We start from the raw sequence: 16,469 nt of genomic DNA, 5'->3' as shown, positions 1-16,469 counted from the left end.
CCACCACGACGTCCCACACCCCCTCATCCTCCCCTGCCGGCCCCCACCCCGGGCATCAACGGGACCGGGTGGCCCGGTACAGCGACCAGACGCAGAGGGCTGCCGCCGTGACCAGCGGGGCGCCGTCGCGGATCAGGCCGTCGGCGCCGAGCAGCCACCAGCACAGGGGCAGGTCGATCGCGAGGACGCCGAGGGTGACGGCCACCAGGCCCTTCCGGGCCCACGCCTTGTCGCGCAGCAGGAACGCGGTGCAGAACAGCACGGCGTAGCTGACCGCGATGCCGGCGCCGAACCAGAAGATCAATGCCGGTACGGCGGCGAGCCGCCCGTCCGGCACGGCGCCGGTCGCCACCAGCGCCGGCACCAGCATCAGCGGGCTGTAGGTGAACGCCGCGACCCGGGCGGTGAGCAGCCAGCCGTTCGCCTGCGGACGCTTCGGCGTCATCTCCCGCCAGGCGATCGTCCCGCCCTCGACGACCAGGCCCTTGCGGTGCCGGACCAGGTGCGCGCGGATCGCCTCGGAACGGTAGAGCAGCACCACCACGGCGACGCAGAGCGCGGTGAGCACGGCGAACCCGATCAGGCCGGGCAGCGCGGGCACCCCTTGCCGGGGCACGATCAGCCGCCCGACCGCGAAGATCGTGGTCACCGCCAGGATCAGCCCGAACGGCCGGGCGCCCACCCGGCCCTTGTTCACCTGCCCGATCAGCAGCAGGAAGCCGAGCGATCGGAGCATCGCCCAGCCGGTGCGTACGGCCAGACCGAACTCCTGCTCCGGGGCGTACCAGTAGTTGAGCAGCTCGACCACGACGGTGGCCGCCGCGGTCACGGCGAGCAGCGTGGTCAGCGCCCGGACGGCGGACGGCCGCCGGACCTCGACAGGTTCAGCGGCCGTCCTCATGGCATCCGATGTTGCCCGGCGCGGGCAACAGGCACACCTGTTACTTCTGCGGCTCCGCGTCGAGGCGGGCGCGCAGCGCGTCCAGCTCGGCCCAGAGCACGCCGGGGAGCTTGTCCCCGAACTTCTCGAACCACTCGGTGACCAGCGGCAGCTCGTCGCGCCACTCGTCCGCGTCGACCTTCAGCGCGATCCGGACGTCCTCCGGGGTCATGTCCAGACCCTCGACGTCGAGCGCGTCCTGCGCCGGGACCATGCCGATCGGCGTCTCCACCGCCTCGGCCCGGCCCTCCAACCGCTCGATGACCCACTTGAGCACGCGGGAGTTCTCGCCGAAGCCCGGCCAGAGGAAGTTGCCCTCGGCGTCCTTGCGGAACCAGTTGACGTAGTAGATCTTGGGCAGCTTGGCCTCGTCGCCGTCGGCGCCCTTGCCCATCTCGATCCAGTGCCGGAAGTAGTCGCCGGCGTTGTAACCGATGAACGGCAGCATGGCCATCGGGTCACGACGCACCACGCCGACCGCGCCGGAGGCGGCGGCGGTGGTCTCCGAGGAGAGCGTGGCGCCCATGTAGACGCCGTGCACCCAGTCGCGGGCCTCGGTGACCAGCGGGATGGTGTCCCGCCGACGGCCGCCGAACAGGATCGCGTCGATTGGCACGCCGTTCGGGTCGTAGTAGTCGTCGGCCAGGATCGGGCACTGGGTGATCGGGGTGCAGAAGCGGCTGTTCGCGTGCGAGGAGAGGTTCTCGCTCTCCGGCGTCCAGTCGTTGCCCTTCCAGTCGATCAGGTGCGCCGGCGGCTCACCCATGCCCTCCCACCAGATGTCGCCGTCGTCGGTCAGCGCCACGTTGGTGAAGATGGAGTTGCCGCGGTCCAGCGTCCGCATGGCGTTGGCGTTGGTCTTCCAGTCGGTGCCGGGGGCGACACCGAACAGGCCGTACTCCGGGTTGATCGCGTAGAGGCGGCCGTCCTGGCCGAACCGCATCCAGGCGATGTCGTCGCCGATGGTTTCGACCTTCCAGCCCGGGATGGTCGGCTCCAGCATGGCGAGGTTGGTCTTGCCACAGGCGGACGGGAAGGCGCCGGCGATGTGGTAGACCTTGCCCTCCGGCGAGGTGATCTTGAGGATCAGCATGTGCTCGGCCAGCCAGCCCTCGTCGCGCCCCATCACGCTGGCGATACGCAGCGAGTAGCACTTCTTGCCCAGCAGCGAGTTGCCGCCGTAGCCGGAGCCGAAGGACCAGATCTCCCGGGTCTCCGGGAAGTGCGAGATGTACTTCGTCTCGTTGCACGGCCAGGCCACGTCCTGCTGACCCGGGGCCAGCGGCGCGCCGATCGAGTGCAGCGCGTGCACGAAGTCGGCGTCGTCGCCCATCGCCTCCAGGATCGCCGACCCCATCCGGGTCATGATCCGCATGGAGGCGACCACGTACGGGCTGTCGGTGATCTCGACGCCGAACATGGGGTTCTCGGCCTCGATCGGACCCATGCAGAACGGGATGACGTACATGGTGCGCCCGCGCATGCTGCCGCGGTACAGCTCCGTCATCGTCCGCTTCATCTCGGCCGGCGCCATCCAGTTGTTGGTGGGGCCGGCGTCCGCCTCGTCGACGGAGCAGATGAAGGTGCGCTCCTCCACCCGGGCGACGTCCGTGGGGTCGGTACGCGCGTAGAACGAGTTGGGCTTCTTCTCGGGATTCAGCCGGATGAGGGTGCCGTTTGAGACGAGCTCGTCGGTGAGACGGCGCCACTCCTCATCAGACCCGTCCACCCAGACCACGCGGTCGGGGTTGGTCAGTTCCGCGACCTCACGTACCCAGGCCAGCAGCTTGGGGTGGGACGTCGGGGCCTGATCGATACCCCGAACAGCAGCCGGAGCAACCATGTCACTTCTCCTTGTGGTCGACGCTGACCGATCTATGGGGTGCACGAGTTCTGGCGGGCAAGTACGCCGCCTCGTGGAAACCTGGGATTGGGCTCAGCGTAAACCGGACTGCCTCGCCAGTCAGTGGGACTGGTTGTGAAGAACTGCACAAGGTACGGCCACGCTGCGGCTTCACGATCTGATACCCGCTTTCGCGCGCAGTTTCACGCAAATCCTGCGGTGAACCTTCGACGGCCCGCTCCGTCCCCGGAGTGACCGCGACGCCCGATCGCGGGGAAGCGTACGAACATGTCGTGAAAGACGATTCCGTGATGGGCTCCACAGATTCACACAGCGGGTTACCCTCTGCTCACGGACATCGAGAACGGGCGACAGATCCCCGACCCGGGCGGCCCGGCCGCGAGGGCCACGACGAAGCCGTCGTGGCCGACTCGCCGTTGCGGTCCGCCCGTGTACCCCACAACCGGTACTCTCGGCGGGTGGCCGCGACGATGACCGGGGACCAACCGGGGGCTCCGCAGACCCGTCGGGGTCCGATCGGAGCACTACTCGACCGTTTCGGTCACCTGATCCACGAGTTGAGCAAGTTCGCCACCGTCGGCGGCTTCGCCTTCGTGGTCGACTTCGTCCTCTTCAACTTCCTGTCCAGTGGCCGGGACATGCCGCCGCTCGCCGCGAAGACCATCTCCACGGTGATCGCGGCGACCGTCGCGTTCCTCGGCAACCGGTTCTGGACCTGGCGGCACCGGCAGCGCTCCAACCCGGCCCGGGAGTACGCGCTGTTCTTCTTCTTCAACGCGGTCGGTCTCGGTATCGCGGTGGCAAGTCTCGCGGTCAGCCACTACGGGCTGGGCGCGGTCTGGCCGGCGGTGTTCCAGACCCCGCTGGCCGACAACATCGCCAGCTTCATCGTCGGCACCGGCCTCGGGACGCTCTTCCGGTTCTGGTCGTACCGACGGTTCGTCTTCGTCGACGCGGGAACACCACCCGTTCCGGCAACGAGCCACGACCGAGAGTCCGGGGCGTGACGAACCGCCCATCCCGACCCGCCGGGCCGAGCCGGCCCAGCCCACTGCCTAAGGTGTTCCGCATGCCTGGAGTCCGTCTGCTGCCCGAGCGCTGGCAGAAGTTCATCCACGAGGCGCTCAAATTCGGCATCGTCGGCGGCATCAACACCGTCATCAATTACGCGGTGTTCAATGCCCTGGCACTCACGGTTTTCCGCGACGGTCAGCTGAAAGCGACTGTGATCGCGACGATTGTCGCCACGATCACGTCGTATCTGATGAATCGTCACTGGACGTACCGGGATCGGCCGAAATCGGCACTCCGGCGGGAATACGTCCTGTTCTTCCTTTTCAACGGCGCCGGCCTGGTCATCGAACTCGGCGTCCTGGCCCTGGCCAAGTACGGCCTCGGCGTACACGGACTGCTGGCGCTGAACGTCGCCAAGACCATCGGTGTCCTGCTGGCGACGCTGTTCCGCTTCTGGTCCTACCGCACGTTCGTCTTCCAGCCGGTGCCCAAGCACGCCGAGGAGACCTGGCACTCGGTGCCGCGTGACGAGTGGGACAACGTCGCCGAGATGGACCCGGTGGCCGAGCTGGCCGAGTCGGTGAGCGAGCTGGAGGAGGAGGAACCTCCCCCGGGCGCCGGGCGACCCGACTACGCGCCACCCCGGGGCCGTCCGGCACCTGCTGACGCCGGGCTCGGCGGCGCGCTCGGCGCCGACCTGGACGCCGAATTCGCCGCCGAACTCCAGCCCCGCCGCGCGCGCCGCTGACCGACGAAGAGGGCCGGCACCTCCGCTTCCGGGGGTGCCGGCCCTCTTCGGTCGGCGGCGCGGTCAGGGCTGGTCGCGCAGGGACTTGCCCTCGGCCATGTCGGCGAGGATCTCGCGCATCTCGCCGTCGCCCAGGCTGTGCTTGTCGTGGTGCGCCTCGACCAGCTCGTACAGCTTCGTCTGCACCCGGTCCACGCCCGGCACGTCGTGCAGCACCGACTGGCCGCGCTCACCCGCCGACTCGATGGTCAGCGTGCCGCAGCCGAGCAGCCGCTCCACGAAGCGCTGGTTCATGGCGTGGTCGTTGATCCGGGTCAACGGCAGGTCCCGCCGGTTGCGCGACAGCACCCCCTGCTGGAGCAGCACGCGTTCGTTCGTGAACAGGTAGTGCGTGGTGCGCCAGACCAGGAACGGCCACAGAGCCAGCCACAGCACCAGCGCCAGGGCGACCACCGCGAGGGCGTAGAGCGCGATGGTGCCGCCGCTGCCGTCGGGCAGCAGAATCCAGCCGGCGACGACCGCCGCGACGGCGAGCACGAGCACCAGGATCGGCCGGATCAGGGCCTTCCAGTGCGGGTGCAGGTGCAACACGACGTGCTCGTCCTCGGTGAGCACGTCTTCGGGGAACGCCACGGGGGAACCTCCTCGCAGAACAGGACGCGCTGACCGTAACCGGTCGGCGCATCCCGTCGGCATCGGCCGCGCGGGCGGCTGCCCGTGGTTGTTAAGAGGGGGCCCTTCCTCTACCGGAGGCGTTAAGAGGGGGCCCTTCCTTTCACCGCAGGTGCAGCACGTCTCCCGCGGCCAGCCGCAGCGTCTCGGCATTCGTCTCCACCAGGAGCTGCCCGTCGGCGTCCACCCCGGTCGCGGTGCCGTGCGCCTCGCTGCCGTCGGGCAGCAACACCCGAACCTGGCGACCGATGGTGGCGCACCCGGCCAGGTACGCCTCGCGCAGCCCACTGGCCTCCGCATCACCTCCGGCGTCACGCCAGCGCTCGTACCAGTCGGCGAGCGAGCGCAGCAGCGCCCGCAGCAGCGGATCCCGGTCGGTGGCGGTGGCGCCGGCGAGCTGGAGCGAGGTGGCGGGCAGCCCGGTCGGGTTCTCCGGCAGCTCGTCGGCGCGCAGCGTCACGTTCAGCCCCACACCGACCACGATCGCGGGCGGCCTGTCGTTCTCCCCCGGCACCGCCTCGGCCAGCACGCCGGCGCACTTCGCGCCGTCCACCAGCAGGTCGTTGGGCCACTTCAGCCGCGCGTCCAGCTCGGCCAGCAGGCGTACCGCCTCGACCAGCGCGACACCGGCGAGCAGCGGCAGCCACCCGTACCCGGTGACCGGCACCGGCGCCCAGCCGCGCTCGGGGACCGCCTCGCCGGGCCGCAGCAGCACGCTCGTGGCGAGACCGGCGCGCGGCGGCGACTGCCAGACACGGCCCCGACGGCCCCGGCCGGAGGTCTGCCGCTCGGCGACCACCACCAGGCCCTCCGGCTCGCCGCCCCGCGCCGCGGCCACCGTGTCGGCGTTCGTCGAGCCGGTCTCGGCCAGCAACTCCAAGCGTCGCCAGGGCCCGTTCGGCGCGACCAGCGCGCGCCGCAGCCGGGCCGCGGAGAGCGGCGGTCGGTCCAGATCCGTGTACGGCGAGCCGGGCATCACGCCAGCCTACGGCCCGGATGAGGCGTACTGCACAGCCTCAGACACCTGAACCATCGTTATATTCCACGGGTGACTACCGAGACCGGGTTCAACATCCACACGACCGCCGGCAAGCTGGCGGACCTGGAGCGACGGCTCGACGAGGCGGTGCACGCCGGGTCGGCACGCGCGGTCGAGAAGCAGCACGCGCGGGGCAAGAAGACCGCCCGCGAGCGGATCGAGATGCTCCTCGACGAGGGATCGTTCGTCGAGCTGGACGAGTTCGCCCGGCACCGCTCGACCAACTTCGGGCTGGAGAAGACCCGCCCGTACGGGGACGGCGTGGTGACCGGCTACGGCACCGTGGACGGCCGGCAGGTCTGCGTCTTCTCGCAGGACTTCACCGTCTTCGGCGGCTCCCTCGGCGAGGTCTTCGGCGAGAAGATCGTCAAGCTGATGGACCTCGCCATGAAGATCGGGTGCCCGGTCGTCGGCATCAACGACTCCGGCGGCGCGCGGATCCAGGAGGGCGTCACGTCCCTCGGGCTCTACGGCGAGATCTTCTTCCGCAACGTGCGGGCCAGCGGCGTCATCCCGCAGATCTCGCTGATCATGGGCCCGTGCGCGGGCGGCGCCGTCTACTCCCCGGCGGTCACCGACTTCACCGTCATGGTCGACCAGACCTCGCACATGTTCATCACCGGCCCCGACGTGATCAAGACGGTCACCGGCGAGGACGTCGGCATGGAGGAGCTGGGCGGCGCCCGTACCCACAACACCCGCAGCGGCAACGCGCACTACCTCGGCACCGACGAGGAGGACGCGATCGAGTACGTCAAGGCGCTGCTGTCGTACCTGCCGTCGAACAACCTGGACGAGCCGCCGGTGTTCGACGCGCCCGCGATCCTCGACGTCACGGATGAGGACCGGGAGCTGGACACGCTGATCCCGGACTCGGCCAACCAGCCGTACGACATGCACCGGGTCATCGAGCACGTGCTCGACGACGGCGAGTTCCTCGAGGTGCAGCCGCTGTACGCGCAGAACATGGTGGTCGGTTTCGGTCGCGTCGAGGGGCGCCCGGTGGGCGTGGTGGCGAACCAGCCGATGCAGTTCGCCGGCACGCTCGACATCGCCGCGTCGGAGAAGGCGGCCCGGTTCGTGCGCACCTGCGACGCGTTCAACGTCCCGGTGCTCACCTTCGTGGACGTGCCCGGCTTCCTGCCCGGCACCGGCCAGGAGTGGGACGGCATCATCCGGCGCGGCGCGAAGCTCATCTACGCGTACGCCGAGGCCACCGTCCCGAAGGTCACAGTCATCACCCGCAAGGCGTACGGCGGCGCGTACGACGTGATGGGCTCCAAGCACCTCGGCGCCGACCTGAACTTCGCCTGGCCGACCGCACAGATCGCGGTGATGGGCGCGCAGGGCGCGGTGAACATCCTCTACCGCTCGGAGCTGGCGAACGCCGAGGACCCGGCCGCGGTCCGGGCCGAGAAGATCGCCGAGTACGAGGACACGCTCGCCAACCCGTACATCGCCGCCGAGCGCGGCTACGTGGACGGCGTGATCCCGCCGCACGAGACGCGTACCCAGATCGTGCGGGCGCTGCGGGTGCTGCGGACCAAGCGCGAGACGCTGCCGCCGAAGAAGCACGGCAACATCCCGCTGTAGTACGTCGGGTGCCCCCGCCGCCTCGGTGGCGGGGGCACCGGCGTCAGCAGCCCGGGTTCGTGGCGCGGCACAGCCGCTCGGCCGCGACCCGGGCCAGGTCCCGCAGTGTCACCTCGTCGCCGCCCGGTCCGGTGCTCAGCACCGTGACGAGGTCACCGACCCGCACCACCACCTGCTCCTTCGGCGGGGTCCCGTCACCGAGCCGCGCCCCGGTGTCCAGCCGCCGGCCCTGCCCGACGGCGTGCCGCACGAGCACCGACTCGTCGCCGGCGAAGCCGCTGTCGACCGTCTGCCAGGAGTGGACGACCTCCGCCTGGACCCGCTTGCCCTTCAACTCCACCGGGCCGGTGAACCGCCACGTGCGGCAGGGCGCGAGCAGCTCGGGCAGCTCGTCGAAGAGCCGCTCGCCGTCCTGCGGCGCCAGCCGGTGCACATCCTGCAGGACCACCGCCTGCGGGGCCGACTGGTCACCGGCGCCCGGCCGCTTCCGCAGGAGGGTCACCGACCGCGAGTAGCGGGACTTCACCCACTCCGTCCGCAGGCCCTGCTCCTGCCGGCAGACCTCCAGCATCTTGTCCAGCTGGATCTCCTCGTCGAGGCCGGAGTCGTTCCACGGCGTGGTGCCGGCCGGCCGCACGTCGGACGGTTGCAGCAGCGCCTCGGCGGGCACCTCCGTGGCGCTCCACGGCGTCGCCGACGGATTGGCGGCGACCGGGGCCCGCGCCGGTGAGGCGGCACGCCCGGAGGCCACGAACGCGGCCCCGGAGGTGAGTGCGAGCACCGCCACCGCCGCGGCGGCCACCGTGCGGCGGCTGCGGCGCCGGGCACGTTCCCGCAGCTCGGCCGGTTCCGCCCAGCGGACGTTGCGCAGGTCCCGCTGCATCACGTCGATGAACGCCAGGTCGTCGTCACGCATCGGCGGGCTCCTCCAGATCCACTACCGCGAGCAGTTCGGCCAGGGCGGCTCGGCCCCGGGACAGCCGGGCCTTGACGGTGCCGACCGGGGCCTCGGTCTCCCGGGCCACCTCGGCGACCGGCATGCCGAGCAGGTAGTACAGCGCGAGAGCGACGCGTTGCTCCTCGGGCAGCCGCCGCAACGCGGCCACCACCTCGACCGTGTCGGTGCTCGGCGCCGGCATGCTCTCCTCGGCGCCATGGCGCAGATAGGCACGCGCCCGGCTGCGCAGGCTGCGCCAGCGGCTCACCGCGATCCGGCTCGCCACCACCCGCACCCATGCCTCCGGGTCGTCGTATCCGCGCACTGTGGACCACCGCTGCCAGGCCCGGATGTACGCCTCCTGCACGGCGTCCTGCGCCTCGGCGAGGTCGCCGGTGAGCACGTAGACGAAGCCGAGCAGCCGCTGTCGGCTGCCCCGGTAGAACTCGTCGAATCCGTCGACGTCCGGCACCTGCTACCTCCCGAGTGACGGTCGCAGGGGACACGCCTGGCGTGCCTGGTGCGGTTGCCCGCTCAGCCGATCATTTTCTCGAGTTCGCCGAGCGGGAAGCCGCCGGCCGGGATCCGGTCGCGGACGGCCCGGCGGACGGCGGTCTGCACCGCCGCGTTGGCCGGGGTGGGTACGCCGTGCAGGCGCCCGAGCAGCACGATCTCGCCGTTGAGGTGGTCGGTCTCGACCGAGCCCGCGCCCCGGGCCAGGCTCTGCCAGGTGGAACCGCCGGAGCGCTCCTCGCCGCCGACGGGCCGGTGCGACACCAGGTCACCGCGCTCGGCGGCCTCCTCCTCGACTGTGGTGTGCGCGATGCCGGCGGCGGCGAGCGCCGCCTCGCCCTCGGCGCGTACCCGCTTCGACAGGGCTTCGGGCACGCCCCGGCCGAGCAGCGCCTGGAGGCCGTTGCCGAGGTTGGCGAGCAGCTTGCCGTACTTCCAGCGCATCACGTCGTCGCGCACCGGCGCGACGAACCCGGCGGAGGTCAGGTCGGCGGCGACCGCCCGGCTGGCGTCGTCGGCGCCGCTCGGGTAGCGGCCGATGTGCAGCATGCCCGGGTGCGGATGCCCGTTGGCGACCACCAGGCCCGGTTCCAGGTGGGTGGCGGGCAGCCACACGCACACCGGGTGTACGCGGGCGAAGCGCCGCAGCGCGGCCGGCTCGTTCGCCACGCCGTTCTGGGCCAGCACGACCGGCAGCCGTTCGCCCGCCGTTCCGCCGCCCTCGACCGGCGCGTCCGCCCACGCCGTCAGCGCCGCCACGGTGTCCTGCGACTTCACGGTGAGCACCAGCACGGTGTCGGCCGGCAGGGGCGGGCCGTCCGGCGCCGCCACCGCCGGCAGCCGGCCGGTGACCTCACGCTCCGGCGTGCGCAGCGTCAGACCCCGCTCCCGCAGCGCGTCCAGATGCGCGCCGCGGGCCACGAGCGTCACGTCGTGGCCGGCGTCGGCCAGGAGTACGCCGATGGTGCCGCCGACCGCGCCCGCTCCGATGATCACGTATCGCACGGGTCCGATTCTGCCCCTATGTGGCCTCGCCCGCCGGATACGCCGCTTGTCAAGCGGTGAGCCCCGCGTCGGCCAGGATCGGACCGGCCAGCAGCAGCGCGCCGACCACCAGCGCGCCCACGCTGACCAGCAGGAACACGCCCACCCAGAACAGCGCCGGGAACGGCGTGAGCCGGGCGAGCTGGTCGGCGTCGGACTGCGGCATCCGGCCCCGGGCGCGTTGCCGGTGCAGCTCGAACACCGGTCGTACGCCGCCGAGCAGCAGGAACCAGACCGACGTCCAGGCGAACGCGGCCTGCACCTCGGGCGAGGTGTACCAGGAGACGGCGAGCACCACGCCGCCGGTGACAAGCAGCGAGAGCACGCCGAACAGGTTGCGGATCATCACCAGCATGGCCAGCAGCAGCGCCACCGCCAGCCACAGCAGCAACGTGATCCGGTTCCCGGCCAGCAGCCACGCGCCGCCGAGGCCGAGCAGCGACGGCGCGACGTACCCGGCGAGCAGCGTGAGGATCATCCCCGGCCCGGTGGGGCGGCCGGCGGAGAGCGTCAGCCCGGAGGTGTCCGAGTGCAGCCGGATGCCGTGCAGCCGGCGGCCGGTGAGCCGCGCGACGAGCGCGTGGCCGCCCTCGTGCGCGATGGTGACCGCGTTCCGGGCGATCCGCCACGGCAGCCGGGTGGCGACCACGGCGAGCGCGACCACGGCGGTGAGCACCACCAGCAGCGGCGGCGGGTCCGGCTGGGCGCTCGTCAGCGTGTCCCAGAGCGTGGTGAGGCCGTCGATCAGGGGCATGGGCGGGGAGCCTACCGGCCCGAGCCGTGTCGTTCGACCGGCCGAGTCTCATAGAGTGTGAGACTGATCGGACGAGGCGCCGGAGCGGAGGTGAGGTCGGTGAGCGCAGCTCGCTTGGAGCCCTACAGCTCGCACGAGCAGGACGGCGACAGCCACTCGCTGCGGCTGCACCGGCTCGACGGCGCGCACTACGTCGAGGACGCGGTGGCCAAGGCGGGTGAGACGCTCAGTGTCACCGAGCCGTTCCGCTGGGCGATGGACCCGAGCGCGCTCCGCTGATCCGCAAACGACGCGCCACCTGGGCGAACGATAGGCGTCGATGAAAATTTCCTTGCTCCCTATTGCGATCTAGGGCACTAAGCTCCAAAGATGGGCGTCAATAAACGGACGTCCCTCTGGAGGCAACCATGGCCCGTACCAGACTCTCCGTACGCCGGCTCCTCGCTGCCGGCCTGGCCGCCGCCGCCACCGCGGCCGTGGCCCTCGTGGCGACCGCCGGACCGGCCGCCGCCGCGACCACGCCCGGGATCGACGTCTCCCGTTACCAGGGCAGCATCAACTGGACCAGCGTGCGCAACGCGGGCATCCAGTTCGCCTTCATCAAGGCCACCGAGGGCACGAGCTACAAGGACCCGAACTTCAACGCGAACTACGTCAACGCGTACAACGCCGGGGTGATCCGCGGGGCCTACCACTTCGCCCGGCCGAACATCTCCGCCGGTTCCACCCAGGCCAACTACCTGGCCAGCAACGGCGGCGCCTGGTCCGCCGACAGCCGTACGCTGCCCGCCGCGCTGGACCTGGAGGGCAACCCGTACAGCGGCGGCTACTGCTACGGCCTGAGCACCACCGGCATGCGCAACTGGGTCCAGGACTTCCTCAACACCTACCGCTCCCGCACCGGCCGGTACGCGGTCATCTACACCACGACGAGCTGGTGGAACCAGTGCACCGGCAGCTGGAGCGGCCCGTGGGCCAACCACCCGCTGTGGATCGCCCGCTGGGCCAGCTCGCCCGGCACCCTGCCGGCCGGCGCTCCGTTCTACAGCTTCTGGCAGTACACGAGCACCGGCTCCGTCTCCGGGATCAGCGGCAACGTGGACCGCAACTACTGGAACGGCGACCGCAGCCGGCTGATCGCCCTGGCCAACAACACCTGATCCACCGGCTTACGACAGTGGGACCGCCTCCGTGCGAGGCGGTCCCACTGTCGCGTCGTACGTGGCTCAGGCTCTGCGGCGCGCGGAGGCCGGCACGGGCGTCCGGCGCATCCAGCGCCACGCCGCCACACCCGCGATCGTGAGGGTCAGCACACCGAGGACCGCGACCGGCGCGGACAGGCCGGCGGCGATCAGGAGCAGCACGACGTCGCCGAGCGCAACGAGCATCCACAGTGCCAGCCGCGGGCCGGTGTCCCTGCGTCGGTAACCCATGTCGCGCCTCCTTCCGTCGTCGGAGGATTCATACCCCCGAGGACGGAAAGCCATGCGAGCGAGTTTCGTGACCGGCGGGATTCCCGGTCAGTTCTGACGGTCCGGCACGAAGCCCTTGGTGATGATCTCCCAGTTCGCCAGGTTGGCGTCCCAGTCCTTCGCCGGGACCTCCCAGCGCAGCGCGAAGCCCCGGTTGCTGGCGGTCGCCACACCACGGTTGCGGACGTGGAAGCGGGTGTCGCCGTTGCGCGTCTCCAGCCAGTCCCAGTCGGCGCAGGTGCGGAAGTAGGGGTCGCACTTGGTGATGCCGACCAGTTTGTAGTTGCGCACGAAGTTGCGCCGGCTCGACTCCTGGCTCTTCCAGTCCGCGTACGCGTCCTTCTTCGGGTTCGGCGTCCACTGGATGAACAGCACTCGCCGAGCGCCACCGACCTCATAGAGCACGACGTTGTCGCTGCGGACCCGCGCCTCGAAACCGTTCGGGATCGGCACCTTGAAGCCGTTCGGGCCGGTGTAGAGGCGCCAGCCGGCCGGCAACGCGGCCCCGGACGCCGACGGGCTGGCCGACGGCGTGGGGCTGGCCGACGCGCTGGTCGCCGGGGCGCTCGGGGACGCGCTCTCGCTCGCCGCGGGCGGCGGCGCCGCCGACGCGGAGGTGCCGGCCGTCGGCTGACCGCCGTCGCCGTCGTCACCGTTGTTCAGCAGCGGCACGGCCACCACCAGACCGACCAGCAGCAGCAGTACCAGCGCGCCGATCAGCAGGTTGCGCCGGTTGGGCGCGGACTTCTCGACCGGCAGCACCGTGGCCCGGCCGGTCGACTGCGCCTCCTGCACCGGAGCCGGGCTGACCGGTGCGGAGCCGGTCACGGCCGGGCTGACCGGCGCCGGGGCGTCGGTGACCGGCTCGCCGTCGAGCCGCGTCTCGTCCAGCGCCGGGTCGACGCCGTCGACAGGGGCCTCGTCGTCCACCCGGGTCTCGTCGGTGGAGGGCGCCGGGTCGAGCTTGGTGGTCGGATCGGCGGCCGGCGGAGCCACCTTCGCCGTCGGGCCGGCGTCCGAGGTGGGCGCCGCCACCTTCGCCGTCGGGTCGACGGCTGCGGCCGTACCCCCGGTGGCGGCCCCGGAGACCGAGGTCGCCGCGCGCTCGGCCTGGTCGGCCGGGCGCGGCGCCGGCACCAGCGGCGGGCGCGGCACGCGCGGACCGTTCGGCCCCGGCCGGCGTACGCCGTCCAGCAGTGAAATGCCCTTGGCCCGGCGACCGGCGGCCTTGCGCAGCATGCGCTCCGCCACCTCGGCGGTGATCCGCTCGTCCGGGTCCTTGCGCAGCAGGCCCTGGAGCACCGGCTTGAGCGGCCCGGCGTTGCGCGGCGGCGGCAGCGGCTCGGTGGCGAGCGCGGCCAGCGTGGCGATCGCCGACGGACGCGCGTACGGCGACTTGCCCTCGACCGCCGCGTAGAGCGTGGCGCCGAGCGACCAGAGGTCGGCCTCCGGCCCGGCCGTGCCGTCCCGCGCACGCTCCGGCGAGATGTACGCGGGCGAACCGAGCACCATGCCGGTGCGCGTCACGTTCGGGTCGCCGGGAATCGTGGCCAGGCCGAAGTCGGTGAGCACCACGCGGCCGTCCTCGCCGAGCAGCACGTTGCCCGGCTTGACATCGCGGTGCATGATGCCCGCCTTGTGCGCGGCCTTCAGCGCGTTCAGCACGCCGAGGCCGATCTCGACCGCCTTGGCCGACGAGACCGGACCGTCCTCGGCGATGGTGTCCTGCAACGACTTCGACGCCACGTACTCCATGACGATCCACGGATCGCCGTCGGTGCGCAGCACGTCGAAGATGCGGACCACGTTGACGTTGTTGAGCCGGGCGATCGCCCGCGCCTCCCGCAGCGAGCGCTCGCGCATCTCGCGGCGCTCCTCCGGGGTGAGGCCGGGCGGCGGGACCAGTTCCTTGATGGCCACGTCCCGGTGCAGCACCTCGTCCCGCGCCTTCCAGACGCGGCCCATGCCGCCCTGACCGAGCGGCGTGATAAGCCGGTACCGGTCGGCGACGAGTTGGGGGAGCGCGTTCGACATCGCAGAAACCGTACCCGGCCGCTGCGACGCCTACACCGTCGGCACGCCACTGTACGGCGAAGGTCGAATTCGTGACGGTTACCCTTGGGGCATGTCTGCCGAAGAGCCGCTGTTCCGGATCGTCCGCGGCGTGCCCACCGCCGAGGAGCTGGCCGCTCTGGTCGGCGCGATCATGGTGCGTACCCGCCCGGCCCAGGCCGCCACGCCGGCCCCCGTGTCGCAGTGGGCGCGCAGCGCACGTCCCGCCCTCGCCGGCCCGGTCGCCGGCGCCGGCGCGTGGCGGGCCTCCGGCCTGCCCCGCTGACGTCTGGTTCCACCCGCGGCGCCGGGCGGGGCTGCCGGGATCCACGTTGAGCCACTAACCTCACTCAGGGAAACCGTGTGGTGACGGGCAGGAGGCTCCGATGATCCCGGAGGACAACCAGCCAGCCGGCTGGCTGCGCGGCTACGGCGGCATCGAGGCCGACATCCGACAGATGCGGGAGTTCGCCGACCGCCTCCAGGACGAGGTGACGCGCAACTACTCGCCGCATCTGTCGTACATCGCCGACGACATGAGGGCCCCGGTGCCGAACCCGGCCGACGCCTTCATCGAGCTGGTCCATTTCCTCCAGGCCCACCACGACACCCAGACGGCAGCGGTCAGCGCCGTGTGGGACCTGGCACCCGCCACCGGCCGGCTCGCCGACGCCGCCGGCCGGATCGCCAACCACTACGGCGACGCCGACGCGTTCTCCTCCGCACGGGTCACCGACGTCGAACGGGCACTCGCCGGGCCGTCGAGCACCGTCGCCCGCCCGCTGCCGCCACTGGCCGACCCCACCGCCCCCGAACAGAGCCGGGTGATCCTGCCGTGATCGAACGGGGCAGCGGACGCACCTCCGGGCTGACCGACTGGCGGCTGATGGACGTCCTCAGCATGTGGGCGTGCCTCCAGGACCAGGACACCGCCGGCCAGTGGAAGCAGGTCGCCGGTTGGCGCAAGGTCTGTGACCTCGCGCTGACCCACCTCAGCCGGCTGCGGGAATACCGGCGCGGCCTCGCCGAGGCCTGGCCACCCGAGACCAATGCCGCCGCGCGGGCGTACATCGCCGAACTCGACCAGCTCATCGACCGCGTGCAGCGCACCCACGACGCCGCCGCCGCGAACTACGACGCGCTCGCCGCCGCCACCCGCGCCATCGGCAGCGCGCGGGCCGAGCTGCAACCCCTGCACGAGGAGTACGAGAAGAGGCTGCGGCAGAAGCGGGCGTACGAGGCGACGATCGCCGACCCGAAGGCGGTGGCGGGTAGCCGGTTGCCGGAACGGCCCCCGGTCACGGACGACGACTTGGAGCAGTTGAACGTACGGGCGCGCGGGTTGATGACGGGGTTGAGCGGCGAGCTGCAGCACGCCCAGGTCATGCTTCAGCGCCCACCCGCACCAGTCCGGCCGGGACCGAGGGCCGACCCACATTCGTCTGATCCGTATCCTGGAGCAGATCCGGCACCAATCATCCCTCCCATCGCCCCAGTGCCAATTGCGCCGCCCGGACCAACCACCGAACATCGACCGAACGTCGCAGCGATACCGCCAACTCAACCAGCCATCCCACATACGAGCGGCGTTATAGGCGGGGGTCCCATCCTAGGCAACGCGGGCTCAAGTACGCCTGTCCCAGCTATGCCCGGATCCGCATCCCCTACTGTTCCTAACAATCCTTCTGGTACGCCCAGCATCCCCCTTCCCTCCGCACCCAACCGCAGCACCGGCTTGGGTCCGCCAGGGAACGATCCAACTGCCGGAAAAGGCACCAACCGGCCACTTCCACCGCGTCCGACCGGAGCAAGCGGCTTGATCCCTGG

18 protein-coding genes are annotated in these 16,469 nt (G+C 71.2%); 7 read left to right on the top strand and 11 right to left on the bottom strand.

The genetic code is table 11. The features are described 5' to 3' along the window. Window positions 1–55: 55 nt before the first annotated feature. Complete coding sequence (locus BAW75_RS09055) at window positions 56–901, bottom strand: hypothetical protein (protein WP_104113255.1); 846 nt, start codon at window positions 899–901, stop codon at window positions 56–58. A 40-nt stretch (window positions 902–941) separates the two neighbouring features. Further along, window positions 942–2,783 (bottom strand): phosphoenolpyruvate carboxykinase (GTP), encoded by a 1,842-nt coding sequence (locus BAW75_RS09050; protein WP_104113254.1) that lies wholly within the window; start codon window positions 2,781–2,783, stop codon window positions 942–944. Window positions 2,784–3,274: 491 nt separating this feature from the next. Between BAW75_RS09050 and BAW75_RS09040 the strand changes: the two genes are divergently transcribed. After that, window positions 3,275–3,811 (top strand): GtrA family protein, encoded by a 537-nt coding sequence (locus tag BAW75_RS09040; RefSeq protein WP_043330644.1) that lies wholly within the window; start codon window positions 3,275–3,277, stop codon window positions 3,809–3,811. Between the two features lie 62 nt (window positions 3,812–3,873). Then, complete coding sequence (locus BAW75_RS09035) at window positions 3,874–4,566, top strand: GtrA family protein (RefSeq protein WP_043326646.1); 693 nt, start codon at window positions 3,874–3,876, stop codon at window positions 4,564–4,566. 63 nt (window positions 4,567–4,629) lie between these two features. Here BAW75_RS09035 and BAW75_RS09030 read toward each other — a convergent pair whose 3' ends face one another. Continuing rightward, window positions 4,630–5,199 (bottom strand): PH domain-containing protein, encoded by a 570-nt coding sequence (locus tag BAW75_RS09030; protein WP_104113253.1) that lies wholly within the window; start codon window positions 5,197–5,199, stop codon window positions 4,630–4,632. Between the two features lie 142 nt (window positions 5,200–5,341). After that, window positions 5,342–6,214 (bottom strand): biotin--[acetyl-CoA-carboxylase] ligase, encoded by an 873-nt coding sequence (locus tag BAW75_RS09025; protein WP_043330645.1) that lies wholly within the window; start codon window positions 6,212–6,214, stop codon window positions 5,342–5,344. A gap of 72 nt (window positions 6,215–6,286) precedes the next feature. Here BAW75_RS09025 and BAW75_RS09020 point away from each other — a divergent pair, with 72 nt between their 5' ends. Beyond that, window positions 6,287–7,870: an acyl-CoA carboxylase subunit beta gene (locus tag BAW75_RS09020; RefSeq protein ID WP_013284052.1), complete on the top strand. Its 1,584-nt coding sequence runs from the start codon at window positions 6,287–6,289 to the stop codon at window positions 7,868–7,870. Window positions 7,871–7,913: 43 nt separating this feature from the next. Here the strand turns inward: BAW75_RS09020 and BAW75_RS09015 are convergent, their stop codons facing one another. The 4 genes from BAW75_RS09015 to BAW75_RS09000 form a co-directional block, all read right to left on the bottom strand. Next, window positions 7,914–8,786, bottom strand: coding sequence for a hypothetical protein (locus tag BAW75_RS09015; protein ID WP_104113252.1), 873 nt, complete (start codon window positions 8,784–8,786; stop codon window positions 7,914–7,916). Next, on the bottom strand, window positions 8,779–9,279 hold the full coding sequence (locus BAW75_RS09010) for a SigE family RNA polymerase sigma factor (protein ID WP_043326656.1): 501 nt from the start codon (window positions 9,277–9,279) through the stop codon (window positions 8,779–8,781). The genes BAW75_RS09015 and BAW75_RS09010 overlap by 8 nt, the downstream gene beginning before the upstream one ends. Window positions 9,280–9,341: 62 nt before the next feature. Beyond that, entirely contained in the window at window positions 9,342–10,325 is a 984-nt protein-coding gene (locus BAW75_RS09005) for a ketopantoate reductase family protein (RefSeq protein ID WP_104113251.1), read from the bottom strand. A 49-nt stretch (window positions 10,326–10,374) separates the two neighbouring features. After that, a complete protein-coding gene (locus tag BAW75_RS09000) occupies window positions 10,375–11,118 on the bottom strand; it encodes a M50 family metallopeptidase (RefSeq protein WP_104113250.1) in 744 nt (247 codons plus the stop codon). Between the two features lie 99 nt (window positions 11,119–11,217). Between BAW75_RS09000 and BAW75_RS08995 the strand changes: the two genes are divergently transcribed. Next, on the top strand, window positions 11,218–11,397 hold the full coding sequence (locus BAW75_RS08995) for a hypothetical protein (RefSeq protein ID WP_043326664.1): 180 nt from the start codon (window positions 11,218–11,220) through the stop codon (window positions 11,395–11,397). Window positions 11,398–11,525: 128 nt separating this feature from the next. Then, window positions 11,526–12,278: a GH25 family lysozyme gene (locus tag BAW75_RS08990; protein WP_043326667.1), complete on the top strand. Its 753-nt coding sequence runs from the start codon at window positions 11,526–11,528 to the stop codon at window positions 12,276–12,278. A 66-nt stretch (window positions 12,279–12,344) separates the two neighbouring features. Here the strand turns inward: BAW75_RS08990 and BAW75_RS08985 are convergent, their stop codons facing one another. Beyond that, the gene (locus BAW75_RS08985; RefSeq protein WP_043326669.1) at window positions 12,345–12,551 is read right to left on the bottom strand and encodes a hypothetical protein; all 207 of its coding nucleotides are present in this window, start codon (window positions 12,549–12,551) and stop codon (window positions 12,345–12,347) included. Between the two features lie 87 nt (window positions 12,552–12,638). Further along, window positions 12,639–14,624, bottom strand: coding sequence for a serine/threonine-protein kinase (locus tag BAW75_RS08980; protein WP_043326670.1), 1,986 nt, complete (start codon window positions 14,622–14,624; stop codon window positions 12,639–12,641). Between the two features lie 91 nt (window positions 14,625–14,715). Between BAW75_RS08980 and BAW75_RS08975 the strand changes: the two genes are divergently transcribed. Further along, window positions 14,716–14,928 carry an acyl-CoA carboxylase subunit epsilon gene (locus BAW75_RS08975; RefSeq protein WP_030501250.1) on the top strand — a complete coding sequence of 71 codons (213 nt, stop codon included), beginning with the start codon at window positions 14,716–14,718 and terminating at the stop codon, window positions 14,926–14,928. Window positions 14,929–15,028: 100 nt separating this feature from the next. Then, window positions 15,029–15,481 (top strand): hypothetical protein, encoded by a 453-nt coding sequence (locus tag BAW75_RS08970; RefSeq protein WP_069087144.1) that lies wholly within the window; start codon window positions 15,029–15,031, stop codon window positions 15,479–15,481. 292 nt (window positions 15,482–15,773) lie between these two features. On the opposite strand, the gene BAW75_RS33305 is transcribed toward BAW75_RS08970, so the two are convergent. After that, entirely contained in the window at window positions 15,774–16,028 is a 255-nt protein-coding gene (locus BAW75_RS33305) for a hypothetical protein (protein WP_069087145.1), read from the bottom strand. Between the last annotated feature and the right edge of the window lie 441 nt (window positions 16,029–16,469).

The organism is Micromonospora chalcea (genome assembly GCF_002926165.1).
Lineage (GTDB): Bacteria > Actinomycetota > Actinomycetes > Mycobacteriales > Micromonosporaceae > Micromonospora > Micromonospora chalcea.
This window is presented reverse-complemented; position numbering and strand designations above follow the sequence as displayed.